General features: G+C 64.6%; 11 protein-coding genes. 7 read left to right on the top strand and 4 right to left on the bottom strand.

The annotated features are described in order from the left end of the window. Positions 1-187: 187 nt before the first annotated feature. From ACVWYF_RS18250 to ACVWYF_RS18240, 3 genes are all read right to left on the bottom strand, one after another. On the bottom strand, positions 188-1,582 hold the full coding sequence (locus ACVWYF_RS18250) for a sensor histidine kinase (RefSeq protein ID WP_457070664.1): 1,395 nt from the start codon (positions 1,580-1,582) through the stop codon (positions 188-190). 141 nt (positions 1,583-1,723) lie between these two features. Further along, positions 1,724-3,913 (bottom strand): ATP-binding protein, encoded by a 2,190-nt coding sequence (locus tag ACVWYF_RS18245; RefSeq protein WP_457070662.1) that lies wholly within the window; start codon positions 3,911-3,913, stop codon positions 1,724-1,726. Positions 3,914-3,916: 3 nt separating this feature from the next. Further along, the gene (locus tag ACVWYF_RS18240; protein ID WP_457070660.1) at positions 3,917-6,160 is read right to left on the bottom strand and encodes a tetratricopeptide repeat-containing sensor histidine kinase; all 2,244 of its coding nucleotides are present in this window, start codon (positions 6,158-6,160) and stop codon (positions 3,917-3,919) included. A 540-nt stretch (positions 6,161-6,700) separates the two neighbouring features. On the opposite strand from ACVWYF_RS18240, the gene ACVWYF_RS18235 reads away from it, so the two are divergent. Then, on the top strand, positions 6,701-7,315 hold the full coding sequence (locus tag ACVWYF_RS18235) for an HD domain-containing protein (RefSeq protein ID WP_457070658.1): 615 nt from the start codon (positions 6,701-6,703) through the stop codon (positions 7,313-7,315). Here the strand turns inward: ACVWYF_RS18235 and moeB are convergent. After that, on the bottom strand, positions 7,309-8,412 hold the full coding sequence (gene moeB, locus ACVWYF_RS18230) for a molybdopterin-synthase adenylyltransferase MoeB (protein WP_457070656.1): 1,104 nt from the start codon (positions 8,410-8,412) through the stop codon (positions 7,309-7,311). The two genes, ACVWYF_RS18235 and moeB, sit on opposite strands and share 7 nt — an antisense overlap. Positions 8,413-8,826: 414 nt before the next feature. Here moeB and ACVWYF_RS18225 point away from each other — a divergent pair, with 414 nt between their 5' ends. The 6 genes from ACVWYF_RS18225 (at position 8,827) to ACVWYF_RS18200 (ending at position 18,628) form a co-directional block, all read left to right on the top strand. Further along, on the top strand, positions 8,827-9,876 hold the full coding sequence (locus ACVWYF_RS18225; RefSeq protein ID WP_457070654.1) for an acetamidase/formamidase family protein: 1,050 nt from the start codon (positions 8,827-8,829) through the stop codon (positions 9,874-9,876). A gap of 182 nt (positions 9,877-10,058) precedes the next feature. Continuing rightward, positions 10,059-11,132, top strand: a complete 1,074-nt coding sequence (locus tag ACVWYF_RS18220; protein ID WP_457070652.1) for a tetratricopeptide repeat protein — start codon at positions 10,059-10,061, stop codon at positions 11,130-11,132. A gap of 145 nt (positions 11,133-11,277) precedes the next feature. Then, on the top strand, positions 11,278-13,338 hold the full coding sequence (locus tag ACVWYF_RS18215; protein ID WP_457070650.1) for an OmpA family protein: 2,061 nt from the start codon (positions 11,278-11,280) through the stop codon (positions 13,336-13,338). A 196-nt stretch (positions 13,339-13,534) separates the two neighbouring features. Continuing rightward, positions 13,535-17,185 carry an ATP-binding protein gene (locus ACVWYF_RS18210; protein ID WP_457070648.1) on the top strand — a complete coding sequence of 1,217 codons (3,651 nt, stop codon included), beginning with the start codon at positions 13,535-13,537 and terminating at the stop codon, positions 17,183-17,185. A 56-nt stretch (positions 17,186-17,241) separates the two neighbouring features. Continuing rightward, a complete protein-coding gene (locus ACVWYF_RS18205) occupies positions 17,242-17,970 on the top strand; it encodes a LytR/AlgR family response regulator transcription factor (protein ID WP_457070646.1) in 729 nt (242 codons plus the stop codon). 34 nt (positions 17,971-18,004) lie between these two features. Then, positions 18,005-18,628, top strand: coding sequence for a PKD domain-containing protein (locus ACVWYF_RS18200; RefSeq protein ID WP_457070644.1), 624 nt, complete (start codon positions 18,005-18,007; stop codon positions 18,626-18,628). Positions 18,629-18,653: the final 25 nt, after the last annotated feature.

Here is an 18,653-nt window from a genome sequence, read left to right as displayed (position 1 = left end):
GGATGATGAAGCTGGCGCTTATTCGCAAAGCTACCAACCGAAGCCCAGCCCTAACCGCTAAGTACAGGCCTTGGTTCAGTGGCTTAGCAGCGGGGGCTGGTGGTAGAATCAGAAAGGAGAAACAAGGGCAGCGGCGGGTGTGGCGGGTGGGCCTTGCGCAAGGCCAGTTGCCGGGGGTGGCCAATAATCAGCCGGCGTGATTAATAGGCAAGCTAATCAGAAACTCGGTAAAGCTGCCTTCCTGCGAGGTGACGGAGAGGGTGCCGCCGTGGCCCTGCGTCACAATATCGTAGCTCAGCGACAGGCCCAGGCCGGTGCCCTCGCCGGTGGGCTTGGTGGTGAAAAAGGGCTGAAATATTTTGGCCCGCACGGCTGCGGGAATGCCCTGGCCGTTGTCGCGCACCCGGATTTCCACTTTCTCGCCCACCCGCCGGGTGCTGATGCCCACGGTGGGCGCGTAGCCGGCCTCGCCGCGCAGCTGGCGCTGGCGCACGGCGTAGAAGGCATTGCTGAGCAGGTTGAGCAGCACCCGGCCCAGGTCCTGGGCAATAGCTTCGACGGGCGGCAGGGCAGCATCGAAATCGGGCTGGAGCGTAGCGTTGAAGGTCTTGTCCTTGGCGCGCAGGCCGTGGTAGGCTAGGCGCAGGTACTCGTCGGCCAGCTGGTTGAGGTCGGTGGGGGTGCGCTCGCCGGAGCTGGTGCGCGAGTGCTCCAGCATACCGCGCACAATGCTGGCCGCCCGCCCGCCGTGCTGGCTGATTTTGCGCAGGTTCTGCTTGAGGTCGGTCAGCAGCTCGGCTTCCAGTGCCAGGTCGCGGTCGGGCTTCTGCTGTTCTTCTTCCAGCTCGGTGATGAGCTCGGCGCTCACATCGGCGAAGTTGTTGACGAAGTTGAGCGGGTTCTGAATCTCGTGGGCAATGCCAGCGGTGAGCTCGCCCAGGCTGGCCATTTTTTCGGACTGCACCAGCTGGGCCTGGGTGATGCGCAGTTCGACCAAAGCGCCGCTCAGCTCCTGGGCCTGCTGCGTGAGGGCGGCGGTGCGCTCAGCCACCAAACGTTCCAGCTCCACGTTCTGGGCCTCGATGAGGCGCTTGGCTTTCTCTTCCTCTTCGCGCAGCACCCGCTCTTTTTCGAGCTGCTTCTTTTGACTGCGGGCAATGAAAACAAACGTAATCAGCCAGATAATGACGAAGCCCAGCGAATTATCCAGGAAAGCATCAAAGCTCTTGGGAATCTTACCATTGGAGTCTTCGATAAGAATTTCGAGCACTTTATAAACCGCCAAAGGGGCGATGGCAAACAGCAGCGTGCGCGCCGGGCGGTAGTGCCGCACGGCCAGCAGCACGGCCAGCAGCGCAACCAGCAGCAGCAGCCAGTATACATCAACCAAAACCGGCGATTTGTACCTGAAAGCCAACCCAATAACCACAAACGCCGCCGCCGGCACCCAGATGTAGTTCAGCGCCCGGTGCCAGCGCGGCAGCCGCTGCGGCAGGTCCAGAAACCGGCTCAGGCCGCGCATGATGCCATACGCCGTCGGGGCCAGGTAAAAAAGGTCGCCGTAACCAGCCGAGTGAGCCATAGTAGTGAGGAGCGCAGAAGGAAGAAAGTAGAGCAGGAAACGGCACGCGGGCCGCTGCAAAGGTGAGTAGCGGGGCCGAATTTCCCCCGTGCCCGGCTTCGGCCCCGCCCCCAAACGGCTTGAAATGTACTACGCCAGCCGTTATGCTTTGCCGCCCGGCGGCAGGCTGATGATAAATTCGGTGCCTTCGCCCTCGCGGCTTGTCACGGCCAGGGTGCCGCCGTGGCCCTTGGTCACAATTTCGTGGCTCAGCGACAGGCCCAGGCCCGTGCCCTCGCCCACCGGCTTGGTGGTGAAGAAGGGCTGGAAGATTTTTTCGCAAATGTGCTCCGGCATCCCCGTGCCATTGTCATACACCCGAATTTCGACGGCCCCGGCGGCGGTCTGGCGCGTGCTCACCGTCACGGTGGGCTGGTAGGCGGCCACGGCGGCCGTTTCCTGCTGGCGCACGGCGTGCAAGGCGTTGGTGCATAAGTTCACCAGCACGCGGGTGAGGTCGGAGGGCACCACGGGCACCGGAGCCAGATTGGGCGCAAAGTCCTGCACCAGCGTGGCATGAAAGGTGGGGTCCTGCACGCGCAGGCCCTGGTAGGCCAGCGCCAGGGCCTCGGCCACCAGGGCATTCAGCTCGGTGGGCACGCGCGGGCCGGTGCCGGTGCGGGCATGGGCCAGCATATCGGTGATGATGGCGGAAGCCCGCTGGCCCTGCTGGCTAATTTTGAGCAGGTTCTGCTTCAGGCCGGCCATTATTTCCTGTTCCAGGCCGGCAGGCCGGGCGGCGGGGTCGTGGTCGAGCAGGCCCACGCTCACATCGGCAAAGTTTTTCATGAACGCCAGCGGATTCTGGAGCTCGTGGGCAATGCCCGCCGAAAGCTCGCCCACGAAAGCCCATTTCTCGGCGGCCACCAGCTGGCTTTGGGCGGCGCGCAGCTCGTCCTGCTGCTGCTTGAGCAGGGCGTAGGCGCGCTGCTTTTCGCGGTTGTTGCGCCAGAGCACGGCGCTCAGGGTGCCCACGGCTCCCAGGCCCAGCAGCGCCCCCAGCAGCAGCCAGCGTTGCTGGCGGTTTTGGGTTTGGATGAGGCGGCTGGTGTTGGTGAGCGTTCCAATCTGAACCTGTTTGCGGGCCAGCTCGGCGCGGTATTCCAGTACGGACGCCTGCCGCCGGAGGTCGCTGCTGTTGAGGCTGTCGCGGTAAGTGCCAAACAACTCCTCGTAGCGATAAGCGGCCGCGAAATCACCGCGCCGGGCCGAAGCCTGGGCCAGCACCTGGCTGGCGTCGCGGCTGACTTGCCGGGCTCCGCTGCGGCGCGTGGCCTCCAGGCTTTGCAGGGCGTAGCTGATGGCACTATCGGGGCGGCCGGTGTGTAGCAGCGTGCGGGCCAGCACCAGCTGCGCCCGGGGCACTTCGCCCACGGCCCGCAGACGCTGGGCGCGCCGCAGGGCGCGGCGGGCATTGGCAAAAGCTTCGGGATAGTGCCCCTGCCGCTCAGCCATGTCGCCGATATTGATTCCCTCAAAAATCAGCCCGGCCTCGTCCTGGGTCCGCCGGAAGATGTTGGCATCCTGCTCGTAGCTGCGCTGGGCCGCCGCCCATTGGCCTTGGGCGCGGTAGAGGTTGCCCAGCCCGGTGTAGGCGTGGCCAATGCCGTTCTGGTCGCCCGAGCTCACGGCCCAGCGCAGGCCCTGCGTGAGGTAGCGCCGGGCCGCTGCATACTCGTGCAGGTAGGTACTGGTAATGCCCAGCTGCGTGTTGAGAAAGGCCAGCCACTTCTGGCTGTGGGCCGCCTCGGCCAGGGCCAAGCCACGCAGGTTGGCCTGCAACGACTTGGCATACAGCCCCTGCTCCGAGTACACGCTCGATTGGTTGTAGAGGCTGCGGGTTTGTCCCAGCCGGTCGCCGCTCAGCTCAAAGTCGTGCCGGGCCTGCTCCGAAAAACTTTCGGCCAGGCCGTACTCGCTGCGGTGGCGGTGGTAAAACCCCAGGCCCAACTCGGCTTCGGCCGCGCCAGCGGTGTAGCCCAGCAGCTGCGCCAGCTGGCGCGCCTCCTCAAACAGGGCAGCCGACTCGTCGGGGGCTTTGTTGCGCAGCTCCAGGGCCAAGGCGTTCAGGCTTTTAACGCGCCCGGCATCGGGCGGCGGATGGGCGCGCAGGGCCGCCCGCAGGCTGTCGACGGGCGGAGCTTGGAGTTGGGGCTGGGCCTGCACGGGCGCGGACCCAGGCAGCAGCACGCCGCCGGCTATGGCCCCGCGAAGGCTCCAGCCCACCACCAGGCGGCGCAGGCCCGAGGCCCAGCAGGCGGCGCGCCCCGTCCAATTGGCTGGCTTCTCCACAACTCAGGTGGGCAGGGTAATGAGGAATTCGGTGCCTTCGCCCTCCCGGGTTTTCACGGTGAGGGTGCCGCTGTGGCCCTTGGTCACGATGTCATAGCTCAGCGACAGGCCCAGGCCGGTGCCCTCGCCGGGCGGCTTGGTGGTGAAGAAGGGCTGGAATATTTTTTCCCGAACGTGCGGCGGCATCCCCGTGCCATTGTCTGAAATCAGAATTTCTACCACCGGGCTGTCGGTGGGGCGGCGGGTGCGCACCGTCACGGTGGGCTGGTAGCTGGCCGGGCCAGCAGTGCCTTGGCCTTGCCGGGCCAGGTCGCGCTGGCGCTGGCGCACGGCGTGCAGGGCATTGGTGCATAGGTTGAGGAGCACGCGGCCCATGTCCTGCGTTACCAGGGCCACCGGCCCCAGGCGCGGGTCGAGCTCCTTGCTCAGGGTGGCGTAGAAGTCCTTGTCGGTGGTGCGCAGGCCCTGGTACGCCAGCGACAGCGACTCGGCGGCCAGGGCGTTAAGGTCGCTGGGCACGCACTGGCCGGTGCCGGAGCGCGAGTGCTCCAGCATATCCTTGATGATGGACGAAGCCCGCTGCCCGTGCTGGCTGATTTGCTGGAGGTTCTGCTTCAGGCCGGCCAGAATCTCGGTTTCCAGCGCCGGAGCCGGGCCGGTGCCCTCGCCGTTCATGCCCTCCACAAGGTCGGTGCTCACTTCGGCAAAGTTTTTCATGAAGGTGAGCGGGTTTTGCAGCTCGTGGGCAATGCCGGCGGTGAGCTCGCCCAGAAAGGCCATTTTCTCGGCCTGCACCAGCTGGTTCTGCGTCTGGCGCAGCTGGGCCAGGGTGCGCCGGTTCACTTGCAGCTGGCGGTAGATGAACGCCCCCAGGCCCGATACCAGCAGCACCGTCAGCAGCGCGCCCAGCAGCAGCCATTGGCCCAGGCGCAGGCGCACGGCCTGCACGGCCTGCGCCTGTTGCAGGCTGGCAATCCGGGTGTTCTGGGCTTGTTCCGTCCGCTCGCTTTCGTACTGGGCTACGTGGAAGGTGTTTTGGGCGGCATTGAGGGTATCGGTGAGGGCAATGTAGGCGCGGGAGTAGCGCTGGGCCTCGGCCGGCCGGTTGCGGCCATCATAAAAGGCGATGAGCTGCTTTAAATATTCGGGCCGCAGGCGCTCGATGCGGGCGGCGGTGGCCTTGCGGTAGGCCAGCAGCCAGTGGCTTTCGGCGCGGGCATCGTCGTGCCGGGCCGTGTAGTACCAGGCCCAGGCGGCGTCCAGCTCAAACTCGCCGGGCTTGCCCGACATGGGGATGCGGAGCGAATCGCCGAGTTGCTGGGCCCGCGCCAGGAGCTGGCCCGCCGGGCCTACCCGCTGCATTTGCAGCAGCACCCGGCCCTTCTGCACCAGCGCGTAGGCTTGGCTGAGCTTGCGCTCGGCGGCGTCGCCGCCGCGGGCGGTCAGCACCGAATCCACCATGCGCAGGGCGGTGGTGGGGTGGCCGCCCTCGGCATACAGGCGCGATAAGGCCAGGAACGTAAATACCCGCTCCAGGCCCTGGAGGCGCCGAAATTCGGGCAGGCGCAGGGCCTGGCCCAGGTACTGCACGGCCTTAGCGCGGTTGCCCCAGTCGGCATACACGGCCCCGGCCACCAGCAGCTCGCGCACGTAAAGCGGCCGGTCGTAGGCCCGCACCAGGTCGGCGGCGCGCAGCACGCTGTTCAGGGCACGGTTGTAGTCGCCCATGCGCCGGTAGTAGCCGCCCTGCGACACGTAGCAGGCGGCCACGTTCTCGGTGGCCCCGTGCAGGCGGTAATACGTCAGCTTTTCCTCGTAGTAGCGCTTGCGGGCATCCATGCGGTTCAGCCGGTTATAGAGCGTCACCAGGTCCATGAGCAGCCACGGAATGGGCCGGCCCAGGCGGTCAAACTCCGTCACGGCTACTTTGATGGTGTCCAGCGCGGCCGCATCGGCACCTCCTTGCTGCCACATTACCAGCCCGTTGCGCAGGTGGCGGTAGGGGACTGCATCCAGCAGCTGCAGCTGTTGGTTGAGCCGCAACAGCTGGTCGAGCAAGGGCAGGGCCTGCACGTTGGTGGGGTGCAGGTCGAGCAGGTGTTGCACCACCCGCAGGCGGGCAGTATCGGAGGCCTGTTGCGGCAGGGCACGGGTCAGCGAATCATAATCGGCCGCCCAGTAGGGCTGCCGGGCAGCCACCGGGCAGCCCGTTACCCAGAAAATCAGCACCGTAAAAATCCATCTCATGGGCAAAGCTGGGTCTTGGCGGCGACGGGAGATTGGGTGGCCCATCCGTACCGCATTCCTTGGCGCGGCACCGGCGGCTGGGACGAAAAGCAGTAGGGCAGGCAGGGCATCATCGCGGGGAGGAGCGAATGGAGAATGGGTAAAGTCACGGCCCTATTGCCGGGCCGGCCGGCGGAGCCAGGTACCGGCTATGCGCCGGTTTCCTTTGTTCGCGCAAAGATGAATTAATTACTCCATTCCCCTTGTAATGGGCATCAGTAGTCAAAAACACCTGCTTAATTTTCAATAAATTAGGATTTCGAGAACCCGTTGCAAGCAGGAGGCGCACGGCTTCACAAACCGATGGCCGAAGGCGATAGTTAGTCAAGGTAGCGAATAATCCTGCCGCTTAATAAAGCATATCTAAATTTATTGCAACGCTTTAATTTTCGCGCAGTAGCGGAGTAGTTGCTGGCCGCTTTCCACATTTTGCTTTTTTCCGCTTTTTTTGCCGGCGCGCGCTGCCGGGCGTCATCATCTCACCGCACCCATTCCTGTCCTATGCAAGCCTCATCTGCCGAAGCGTTTGTCGTGCGCGAGCTGCGCCGGGGCCTGGCCCCCACCCTCTACTACCATAGCCTGGCCCACACCCTCGACGTGGCCCAGGCAGCCCGCACGCTGGCCGCCACCGAAGGCGTGACCGATGCCGAAAGCCTGACGCTGCTCCGCACGGCGGCCCTGTACCACGATGCGGGCTTCCTGCACACGTATGCCGGCCACGAGGCCCGGGGCTGCGAGATAGTGCGCGCCACGCTGCCGGATTTCGGCTACTCGCCGGGCCAGATTGAGCAGATTTGCGGCCTGATTGCCGCCACCCAATACCCGCAGGAACCCCGCTGCCACCTGGCCCAAATCCTCTGCGATGCCGACCTCGACTACTTGGGCCGCCCCGATTTTGTGCCCATCTCCACCAGTCTGTTCCGCGAGCTGACGGCCTACCAGCTCATCGCCGGCGAACACGCCTGGTTTCAGCTACAGGAGCGTTTCCTCACGGGCCACCAGTACTGGACGGCCACGGCCACGGCCCTGCGCGCAACCCCCAAGCAAGCCCGACTCACCCATATCCGCGCCCGGCTGGCGGCCTGGCCCGGCTGCGGCTCAGCTGAAGCTCAATAATCGGCCAGGCCGTTGCGCAGGGAGTACACTTCGGCAAAGGCATTGGCCAGCAGCAGCAGCGCCGCTTTCTGGCTGCGCACGCCGCTGGCGCAATGCACGACAACCAGCACATCGGGCTTCAAACGGGTTAGCTGCCCCGCCAGCTGGCCCAGCGGCACCAGCTGCCCGCCGATGCTGCGGCGGGCGTGCTCGTGCGGCTCGCGCACATCCAGCAGCTGGAGCGGCCGGCCGCTGGCCTGCCAGGCTTTGAGCTCATCAGCGGATATTTCGGGGGCGCGGGCCGGGGCCGCTTCAAGTGGCGCTTCGCCGCAAAACGCCGCGTAGTCAGGGGCCAGCGCGATGAGTTGCTGATTGGCCGCCACGGCCCGGAAGCGGATGGTCTGGAAGCGCATGCTCAGGGCGTCCACCAGCAGCAGGCGGCCGCTCAGCACCTCTCCTATTTCCAGAATGATTTTCAGCGCCTCGTTGGCCTGCATCGTGCCGATGAGGCCGGGCAGCACGCCCAGCACCCCGATTTCGGCGCAATTCGGAGCCTCGCCGGGAGCAGGCGGCACCGGGTGCAGGCAGCGGTAGGTGGGGCCATTCTGGTAATTGAATACCGAAACCTGCCCCTCAAACTTGAATATGGCCCCGAACACCAACGCTTTGCCCAACACCACGCAGGCATCATTGACGAGGTAGCGGGTGGCAAAATTATCGGAGCAGTCCACCACCAAATCGTACTCGGCGAACAGCGCCAGCGCATTGGCCGCCGAGAGCACCACCTGATGCGTTTGCAGCGCGATGAACGGATTTTGGGCGCGCAGCTTTTCGGCGGCCACCACGGCTTTGGGGCGGCCCACATCGGCGGGGGCGTAGAGCACCTGGCGTTGCAGGTTGCTGTCGTCCACGGTATCAAAGTCGAGCAGGCCGAGCGTGCCCACCCCAGCGGCGGCTAGGTATTGGAGCACGGGGCAGCCCAGGCCGCCACAGCCCACCACCAGCACGCGGGCGGCTTTGAGCTTCTGCTGGCCGGCCGGGCCGATTTCGGGCAGCAGCAGGTGGCGGCTGTAGCGGTTGGTTTCGGCGGCGGAAAGTGGGGCGGTAGCTGGGGTCATTGGGAAAGCAGAATTTTGGCGCAGTACGGCGGCCTGGTGAAACAGCTGGCCGGGGCAATTGGTGGAATCCGGCGGCAAATTTCGGGTGAATAGTGCGCATTAACAGTCGCTACGCTTCCGGCTTTGCCCCGGCCACCGCTGCCGCCAGGCAATTGCATTGAGGCTGACCCCTCCCCTACATTTGCCGGATTATGCGAAACCTTGAACAAGCGAAAAGCGGGCATTCACTATTTGCTTTAATTTAACATAATAATAAAATGGCCTGGCAAACCTGCTTTCAAGCCAAATCAGGCACCTTTTAGCCGCGTATAAACTCTTGGCCGTTTTTAATTGCCGCAACTCGCCCAGCTCCAGCCAGCGCGGCCTCCCAGGCAGCGTGATTGACAACTGCCACCCCGGAGCGAACTTACCGGCATGAAAGTTTGCTTCCTGATTTCCGCGCTGGCTGCGCTGCTGCTCGGCCCGCCGCCCCACGCCCAGGCCCAGAAAGCCGCCCCGCACGAGCTGCCCATCACGCCCGCCACCGCCGCCTGGGGCTACTACGATGCTGCCGCGCCGCCCGTGCTGCGCATCAAGTCCGGCGAAACCGTGCGGGTCCACACGCTCATCACCTCCACGCCGGCCCGGCTGGAAGGCGCGGGCCTGCCCGCCGCGCAGGTCGAGCCGAACCTACGCGACATCACCGAGCACGTCACCAACAAAGGGCCGGGCGGGCACATCCTCACCGGCCCCATTTTCGTGGAAGGGGCCGAGCCGGGTGACGTGCTGGAGGTGCGCATTCAGTCCATCGACCTGGCCATTCCCTACGCCTACAACGCTTTCGGGGCCAAAAGCGGCTTCATTCCGGAGGATTTCGGCTACGCCAAAATGCGCATTATTCCGCTCGATGCCAAGAAGATGATGGCGCACTTCCTGCCGGGCATCGACGTGCCGCTGCGGCCGTTTTTTGGGAGCATGGGCGTGGCCCCGCCGGCCGCGGCGGGCCGCATCAACAGCGCGCCGCCCGGCATTCACGGCGGCAACCTCGATAACAAGGAGTTAGTGGCCGGCACTACGCTGTATTTGCCAGTCCACGCGGCGGGAGCCCTGTTTTTTGTGGGCGATGGGCATGCCGGCCAGGGTAACGGTGAGGTCGATATCACGGCGTTGGAAACCTCACTCACCGGCACCTTGCAGTTCATCGTGCGCAAAGACCTGCACCAAACCCTGCCCCGCGCCGAAACGCCCACCGCCTACATCAGCATGGGCCTGAACGAGGACCTAACCCTGGCCGCCAAAGACGCGGTGCGCGAAATGATTGCCTTCCTGGTGACCGAAAAACACCTGAGCCGCGACGACGCCTACATGCTGTGCAGCGTGGCCGGCGACCTCGATGTAACGCAGGTGGTAGACGGCACGCGCGGGGCGCACATGATTTTATCCAAGAGCATTTTTGGGAAGGTGAAGGCGGCAAAAAAGGACTAGCTGAACCCTAGCTGACCGTCATGCTGAGCGTAGCCGAAGCATCTCTACCGCAATAGTAAATGGTTACTTGAACGGTAGAGATGCTTCAGCTACGCTCAGCATGACGGTCTTTTTTAATAGCTAAAACCCAAAAATCCAATATCTTCGTTGCCTACGCTTCCCATTCGCCCTGGCATCTGGCTATGATACAAAAGAGTCTGTTTTTCTTCGTGTTGCTGGGTGCTCCTATCGCCGTGCGGGCGCAGGTCGATACCGTGCGGGCCAGCACGCTGCCCGGCCCGCAGCTGGCCGAAAAGGCCTACAACAGCGGCTTGGCCAGCTTCAGCCAGCAGCGCTACCCGGCGGCGCTGGCCAGCTTCGACCAAGCCATCGCAGCCAAACCCGACTTTGCGGCCGCCTACACCAACCGCGCCGCCACCCGCTACGAGCTGAAAGAATACCCGCAGGCCCTGGCCGACTACGACCAGGCCCTGAAGCTGGAGCCCGGCAATTACGCCGGCTACTTCGGCCGGGGCCGCACCCACGAGGCGCAAAACCAGCTCAGCGAAGCCGAAAACGACTATTCTGAAGCCGTGAAGGCCAAGGCCGATTATGCGCCGGCCTGGTATAACCGCGCCGTGCTCCGCTTCGAAAAAGGCGACTACCAGGCCGCCCGCGACGATTTCGACGGGGCCATCAAGGCCGACCTCAAGCTGGCCTACGCCTACCACGACCGCGCCAGCACCCAGCAGAAGCTCGGCAACTACGCCGCCGCCGCCCAGGATTATACCGAAGCCCTGGCCTTGCAGCCCGAGCTGCTCTCGGCCCTGCTGAACCGCGCCACTGCCGAGCGCCACACCGGCCAGCTGCCCCAGGCCCTGAAGGACTACGACTCTTACCTAGCGAAGAAAACTGACAACGCGCTGGCCTACAACAACCGGGGCAGTGCCCGCTTCGAAAACAAGGACTACGCCGGGGCTATTGCCGATTTCAGCCAGGCCCTGCAAATAGACCCGAAGTATGCCTACGCCTGGAACAACCGCGCCGCCGCCCAGCTCAAGCTGGAAAAATACGCCGATGCCGCCGCCGATGCTAGCGCCGCCCTCAAGCTGAAACCCGACTACGCCGAGGCCTACCTCAACCGGGGCCACGCCCGCGAAATGCTCCGCCAAGCCGATGAAGCCTGCCAGGACTGGCGCAAAGCCGCCGAGCTGGGCATTGCCGTGGGGAATAACTACGCGGCGGCCGCCGGCTGCGCGGGCGAGGCGGTGGAGTAGCTATTATTAAACCCGCTTTATAAAGAACGTCATGCTGAGCGCAGCCGAAGCATCTCTACCGCGCAACTAATCAATACTAAAGCAACGAAGCAGTAGAGATGCTTCGGCTGCGCTCAGCATGACGTTCTTTTTTCTATCTCTGACTATGTCCTTTCCTATCCGTCTGCTATTCCTCCTGCTCCTCGCCATCACCGCCCTACCCGCTGCGGCCCAAAGCGTGGCCTTCACCAAAGACAACTTTGGCGATAACAAGGACGGCCTGCGCGAAGCCAACCGCGAGCTGAAAGCCGGCGACGACGACTACCGCGCCGACCCGCCGCGCTACGCCCAGGCCCTGCCGCACTTCCTGGTGGCCCAGGAATTCAACCCCAACAACGCGGCCCTGAACGTTAAAATCGGCGACTGCTACCTGAATTCGGCCACCAAAACCGCCGCCCTGCCCTACCTGCAAAAGGCGGCCAAGCTGGATGCCACTGCCGATGCCCGCACCCACTACCTGCTGGCCCGCGCCCTGCACCTGAGCGGCAAATGGCGCGAGGCCATGGCCGAATACCAGCTGGCCACGCCCGTGGGCAGCAACACCCGCAACGGCGACGCCGGCACCATCACGCCCAACGACTTGCAGCGCCGCATCCAGGAGTGCCGCAACGGCCAGCAGCTGATGGCCCACCCCACGCGCGTGTTCATTGATAACGCCGGGCCGGAGCTGAATTCGCAGGCCTCGGACTACGGCCCGGTAGTGTCGGCCGACGAGTCGACCATACTGATTACCTCGCGGCGTGAGGGCTCGACGGGCGGCAAGAAGGACCCGGAGGGCAACGGCTATTTTGAAGACATCTACCAATCGACCTGGAAGGGCAAGGCCTGGAGCCGCGCCACTAACCTGGGCGCGCCCGTGAACACCGACGACCACAACGCCACCGTGGGCCTCGCCCCCGACGGCCAGCGGATGCTGGTGTACGTGGGCACCAACGGCGGCGATTTGCTCGAAACCACCCTCGGCGGCAGCGCCTGGGACAAGCCCCGCCGCCTCAACGGCCGCATCAACACCAACGCCCACGAAACCTCGGCCAGCTACTCACCCGATGGCCGCTACCTCTATTTCGTGAGCGACCGCGAAGGCGGCGCGGGCAGCTCGGATATTTATAAAGTGGACCTCGACGGCAAAAACACGCCCGTGAGCCTGGGGCCAGCCATCAACACGGCCTATGGTGAGGAAGGCGCTTTTATGGCCCCCGATGGCAAGACGCTGTACTTTTCCTCCGAAGGCCACAACTCGATGGGAGGCTACGACATCTTCAAATCAGTGCTGGAGAATGGCAAGTGGAGCACGCCGGAGAACCTGGGCTGGCCCATCAATACGCCCGATGACGACGTGTTTTTTGTGACCTCCGCCTCGGGCCGGCACGGCTACTACAGCAGCGACCGGCCCGGCGGCTTGGGCGCGAAGGACATCTACCGCATCACCTTCCTCGGACCCGAAAAACAGCCTTTTTTGAGCGAAGAAGACCAATTGCTCGCCTCGCGCCTCGCGCCCATCAAGCAAACGGTGCTGGCTCCGGCGGTGGCGGTGGCCACGGCCCAGGTCACGATTCTGAAGGGCACCGTGACCGACGACGCCACCAAGCAGCCACTCGACGCAGCCATTGACCTGATTGACAACACCAGCGGGCAGACCATTGCCAACTTCCGCAGCAACGCCACCTCGGGCCGCTACCTCGTGAGCCTGCCCTCGGGCACCAACTACGGCATCGTGGTGCGGCAGGAGGGTTACCTGTTTCACTCCGAAAACTTCGACCTGCCCGCCGGCGCGGCCTTCGCCGAAGTGACGAAGGACATTCCCCTGAAGAAGCTGGAAATCGGCACTACCATCGTGCTGCGCAATATTTTCTTCGATACTGGCAAAGCCACCCTGCGCCCCGAAAGCACCGCCGAGCTGGAGCGCCTGCAAAAGCTGCTCACCGAAACGCCTGCCCTGAAACTGGAAATGGCCGGCCACACCGATGACGTGGGCGAAGCCGCCATGAACCAGGACCTCAGCCAACGTCGCGCCCAGGCCGTGGTCACGTACCTCACGCAACACGGCATTGCGGCGGCCCGCCTCACGGCCATGGGCTACGGCGAAACCAAGCCCGAAGTGCCCAACACCAGCAAAGGCAACCGCCAGCTCAACCGCCGCACCGAATTCAAGGTGACGGCCAAGTAAACTGTAGCGTGGACGCTGCGAGTCCGCGCCGGGCCTGCTCATACGCGGACTCACAGAATCCACGATACAGTCGAGAAAAACCTCAATTTCAACGGGCCACGCCCGTCGGTAATCGGAAACCCGGCCCGCCGCTCAGCGCCCCGCTCTACCTTGCAGCGTCAAACAACTGCCCCTTCCGGCAGATGGCGTTTTCTGCTTGAAACTACTTCTCCGCTTTTTCTACATGCGCCGGCTGGGCCTGCTGCTGCTGGCGCTACTAGGGCTGCTACTCACTTGGGCGCGGCCAGCCAGCGCCCAACAGGCTTATCTGCGCCAATTTGGCCCCACCGAGGGGTTCCGGCCGGCCTTCGTGTACGCGCTGTTGCAGGACCGGCAGGGCTACCTCTGGCTGGGCACCGGCGAAGGGCTCATTCGCTACGACGGGACGCAGTTCACCGCCTTCACCAAAAAAGACGGCTTGGCTGAGGATTTTGTGGTGTCATTGCGCGAGGAGCCCGCCACCGGCCGGCTCTGGGTGGGCCACTACCAGGGCGGTATTTCGGTGAAGCAAACCGCCAGCGGCGCATTCAGCCCCGCCCGGCGCAGCGCCGTGCCCGCCGGCCTGCTCCTGCTCGCCGACGGCCCCTCGCCCGTCGATACTGCGGCCATCGGCCGCTACCTGCGCCGCTACCACCTGCGCCTACCTGCCGGCACCGACATTACCTGCCTGCTCGAAGACTGCGAAGGCAACGCTTGGCTGGGCACCGCCGGCCAGGGTTTGCTGCGGCATTCGGACCGGCATTTGCGGCTGGAACCGTACCCGACCACCTCGGCGGGCCAGCTGCCGGCTCTCACCACGGTGCATCAGCAAGAGCTGGCAGAGGCTTGGGCGGCATTCGGCGGCAACCGTTTTTTTAAGCTTCACGCCAACCGGCTTGCGCCTGCCCAGCAGGGTGACTTCGTTGCGCCAGCTTTGCGCGGCGGGTCAGTAAAAGCACTGCTGCCACGCCCGGCCCGGCTGGGCGGCGGGTTCTGGGTGGGCACCGCCACGGGCCTTTACACCACCGCCGCGCCTACGCATATCCCGCAGGCTGTACCAGGCTTATCCAACAACCCCGATTTCAACATCACGGCCTTGGCCTACGCGCCCGGTTCCGGCCTATGGGTGGGCACCGCCGCCGATGGCCTCTACCTGCTGCCCGCCGATTCTTCGCTGCGCATCCGCCATTTCACCACGGCCAACGGCCTGCTGCACAACACCACCTACGCCCTGCTGGCCGACCACACCGGCCGTGTCTGGGTGGCTACGCACGGCACCGGCATCGCCGCCTACGACCCCGTGCTGGACGAATTCGTGCATTACCGCCTCGGTTCCGTGGGCCTCGATGCCAGCTCCCTGGCCGAGGATGCCGACGGCCGCATCTGGGTGGGCACCGAGGGCCAGAGCCTCTACTGCCGCCAGCGCTCCGGCCAGTGGCAGCAGCTCACGGCCGCCAGTCAGTTGCCATCCGACTACACCTACGGCCTGCTGCCGTTGCCCGCCGCGCCTGGCCACGCCGGCCCGCAGCTGCTGCTGGTGCATCGCCAGGGCCTCACGCTGCTTGACTGCCGCACCCGCGTCTTCACCCCGCTGGCTGCTGCTGATAACTCATTGGCGCGCGATTGCCTCGGGCCGGCCGCCCTGGCTGTCGGCCCGAGCACGGGCGCGGTGGCGTGGCTGAGTACCCGCGCCGGCCTGCTGCGCGTGGAAGTGGCCGCCGCCCGCCGCCTCGTGGCTGCCCGCCGGCCCGGCCTGGCCATCACCGGGGTCGAAGTTGACGGCGAGCCTCGTGCGCTGGATGCGCTGAGCTGGCTGTCAGCTACCCGCCACCGCGTCAATTTTACGTTCCAGGGCATCAGCCTCAATGCCGGCGAAGTCCTCACTTACCAGCACCGCCTGCGCGGCCTCTCCGATGAATGGAGCCGCATCAGCACCGCCCCCGAAGCCCAGTTTCCGGGCCTCTATGCCGGCCAGTACGTGTTTGAGGCGCGGGTGCGGCGCGGGGCCGCCGGCCCGTGGAGCCCGGTGGCGGCCGCCGCATTTGGCATCGCCACGCCGATATGGCGCACCTGGTGGTTCCGCACGTTTGCGCTGCTGGCGCTGGCCGGGCTAGCCTACGGGCTGGTGCGCTTCCGCGAGCGCAGCCTGCGGCGCACGCAGTTTGTGCTGGAGCGCACCGTGCGCGAGCGGACCACCGAGCTGCGCCAGCAAAAGGCGCACATCGAAGACATCAACGCCGATTTGGTGGTGGCCCGCGACGCGGCCGAGGCCTCGCGCCGGGCCAAGGCGCAGTTTCTGGCCAACATGAGCCACGAAATCCGCACGCCGATGAACGCCGTTATCGGCCTCACCAACCTGCTGCAAGCCACCCGCCCCAACACCGAGCAGGCCGAATACCTCACGGCCATCGAGTCGTCGTCGCAAAACCTGCTGGTGATTATCAACGACATCCTCGACAGCTCGAAGATGGAGGCCGGCAAGCTGACGCTGGAGCAGGTGCCCTTCCGCCTGCCCGAAGCCGTGCGCCGCCTCGGGGCCATGTTCAAATTCGCCACCGAGAGCAAAGGCCTGTTTTTCGCGGTGAGCGTGGCCGACAACGTGCCCGCCGCCGTGCTCGGTGACCCCGTGCGCCTGAACCAAATCCTGGTGAATCTGGTGGGCAACGCCATCAAGTTCACCCGCGCCGGCGGCGTAACGGTCACGGTAGAAACCGTGGCGACGCCTGACCCGACAGGCCACGCCCTCGTTCGTTTCGCCGTGCGCGACACCGGCATTGGCATTCCAAATGACAAGATGGGGGCCATTTTCGAGGATTTCTCGCAGGCTAACACCTCCACCACCCGCGAGTTTGGCGGCACTGGCTTGGGCCTGAGCATTGCCCGCAACCTCGTGCAGCTGCACGGCGGCCAGCTCGGCGTAACCAGCGAGGAAGGCCGGGGCTCCGAGTTTTTCTTCGAGCTGCCTTACGAAGTAGCCGATGCCAGCGCCGCCCGCCCCGATGCTCACGCCGGCCTGCTCACACCCTTCGAGCCCGCCCTGCGCGTGCTGGTGGCCGAGGACAATGCCCTCAACCAACTCGTGGCTCGTAAAACCCTCGAAGCCTGGAACGTGCAGGTGGTCATCGCCGAAAACGGCCGCCTAGCCGTGGAAGCCATCACCGGCGCGGCCCAGCCCTTCGATGCCATCCTGATGGACGTGCAGATGCCCGAGCTTGACGGCTACGGGGCCACCCGCGAAATCCGCCAATACTTTCCCGATGCCGGCCAGTTGCCCATCATCGGCCTCACGGCCTCCGTGCTGCCCGAAGACCGCGCCCTGGCCCTGGCCGCCGGCATGAATGATACCCTCGCCAAACCCTTTGAGCCGGCCGTGCTTTACGCCCGCATTGCCCACTTCACCGGCCGGAGCACCGCCGGTACCGAGTCAGCAACCACCCCCCACGAAGTACACACCACCAACCCATCAACCCACCACCACCCTACCAATCCACCAACGCTCAAGCCCGACTGGCACCTGTTAGAAGAATTAGCCGGCGGCAACGAAGGCTTCCTGCGCCAAATCATCACCACCTTCCTCAACGAGGCTCCGGCCCTGGAAGCCCTGCTTGCCGCCACCTGCCCCTCCGACCCTGCCGCGCTGGCCAGCACGGCCCACAAGCTCAAGGGCCAGGTAGCCTACTTTGGGGTACCGGTGCTGCACACCCAGCTCGACGAGCTGGAGCGCGCCGCCCGCCACCCCGCCCTGCCCTACTGCGAGCCGCTGCTTGACACCATCCGCCAGCAGCTGGCCGAACTGTATCCGCAGCTGGAAGAACGGGCCGGAACTTGAAAACTGACCGGTACGTCCTACATTCGTTACCAAAATTCCCCCAATTCTGCTTGTGTATGGCTGTTTCTAATCTGCGTTGCTTAGTGGTTGATGACGACCCGCTGTCGGTTCAGGTAGTGCTCAACTGCATCAACAATACGCCTTTTCTAACAGCCGCCGGCAGCTTCACCAACCCCATCGAAGCCGCCGAGGCGCTGCGCACCGCCCCCGTCGACCTGCTGTTTCTCGACGTGGAAATGCCGCTGCTTTCGGGCATTGAGTTATTGGGCATGCTCCAGCACCCGCCGCTGGTCGTGCTCATCACCAGCAGCAAAGATTACGCGGTGCAGGCCTTCGAGCACGCCGTGGTCGACTACCTGGTGAAGCCCGTGAGCTACGCCCGTTTCCTGCAAGCCTCCCAAAAAGCCCTGGAAATGGCCGAGCGCCGCGCCGCCGCTACCGGCCCCGATGCCATCGAAGCACCCGATGCCGACGCCGATTTCACCTTCGTGAAAGTCGACAACAAGCTCGTGCGCGTCGGCTTCGACGAAGTGCGCTATGTGGAAGCACTCGGCGACTACGTACACATCGTCACGGGCCAGAGCAAGCTCATCGTGTACAGCACCATGAAGGCCGTGGAAGAGAAGTTTCCCAGCAACCGCTTCGTGCGCGTACACCGCTCGTTCATCGTCAATATCAACCGCATTCAGGCCCTCGAAGACAACTCGGTTATCGTGGAAGCCAAGCACATTCCCGTGGGCCAGACCTACTTGCGCGAGGTGATGCAGCGCCTCAACAAATTCTAGCCGCCGCGCTTTTTTCCTTGCCCACTCCTCTGATATGCGCTTTTCATTAGCCTTTATTTCCGCCAAAGCCCCGCTGCTGACCGCGCTGCTCATACTGGTAGGCTTTGCCGCGCAGGCCCAGCAGGCCGGCGATACCACCAGCGTGGGCTGCGGCCCGCCCCTGGCCCGCATGCTATGCGTCGACCTCGACGGCCGCCCGTCCATCGACGAGCCCGCTGGCCCCTTCACCTACCAGTGGCACATGGGCGACGGCACCACCCTCACCGGCCCCACGGTGAGCTACTGCTACAAAGAGCGCAAAAACTACGTGGTTGAGCTCGACGTCATCGTGGACAAAACCGGCGAAATCCGGCGCGGCCAGAAGTACATCCCCGTCAACCTCGTGCAGCAGGACATCGTGGATTTCACGGCCTCCACCACCCGCGTGCGCGTGGGCCAGCCCGTGTCCTTCGATTCGCCCGAGGCGCAGCTTCTCACCTGCCGCAACGTGCAATATATCTGGGATTTTCGGGACGGCACCATTGTGCAGAGCCGCACGGCGCAGCACGTTTTCCGTCGGCCCGGCACGTACTCGGTGCGCTTCAGCATGCGCGGCTACGGCTCGCAGGCCTGCGTGGCCAGCCACTGCGTCTCGCGCGAAATCGTAGTCGAGCCCTAAGCTTATGCCCAGGAAATGCCCATGG

Source organism: Hymenobacter sp. UYAg731 (assembly GCF_054061335.1).
Note: the sequence above shows the minus strand (reverse complement) of the source record. Positions and strands in the feature narration are given on the sequence as shown.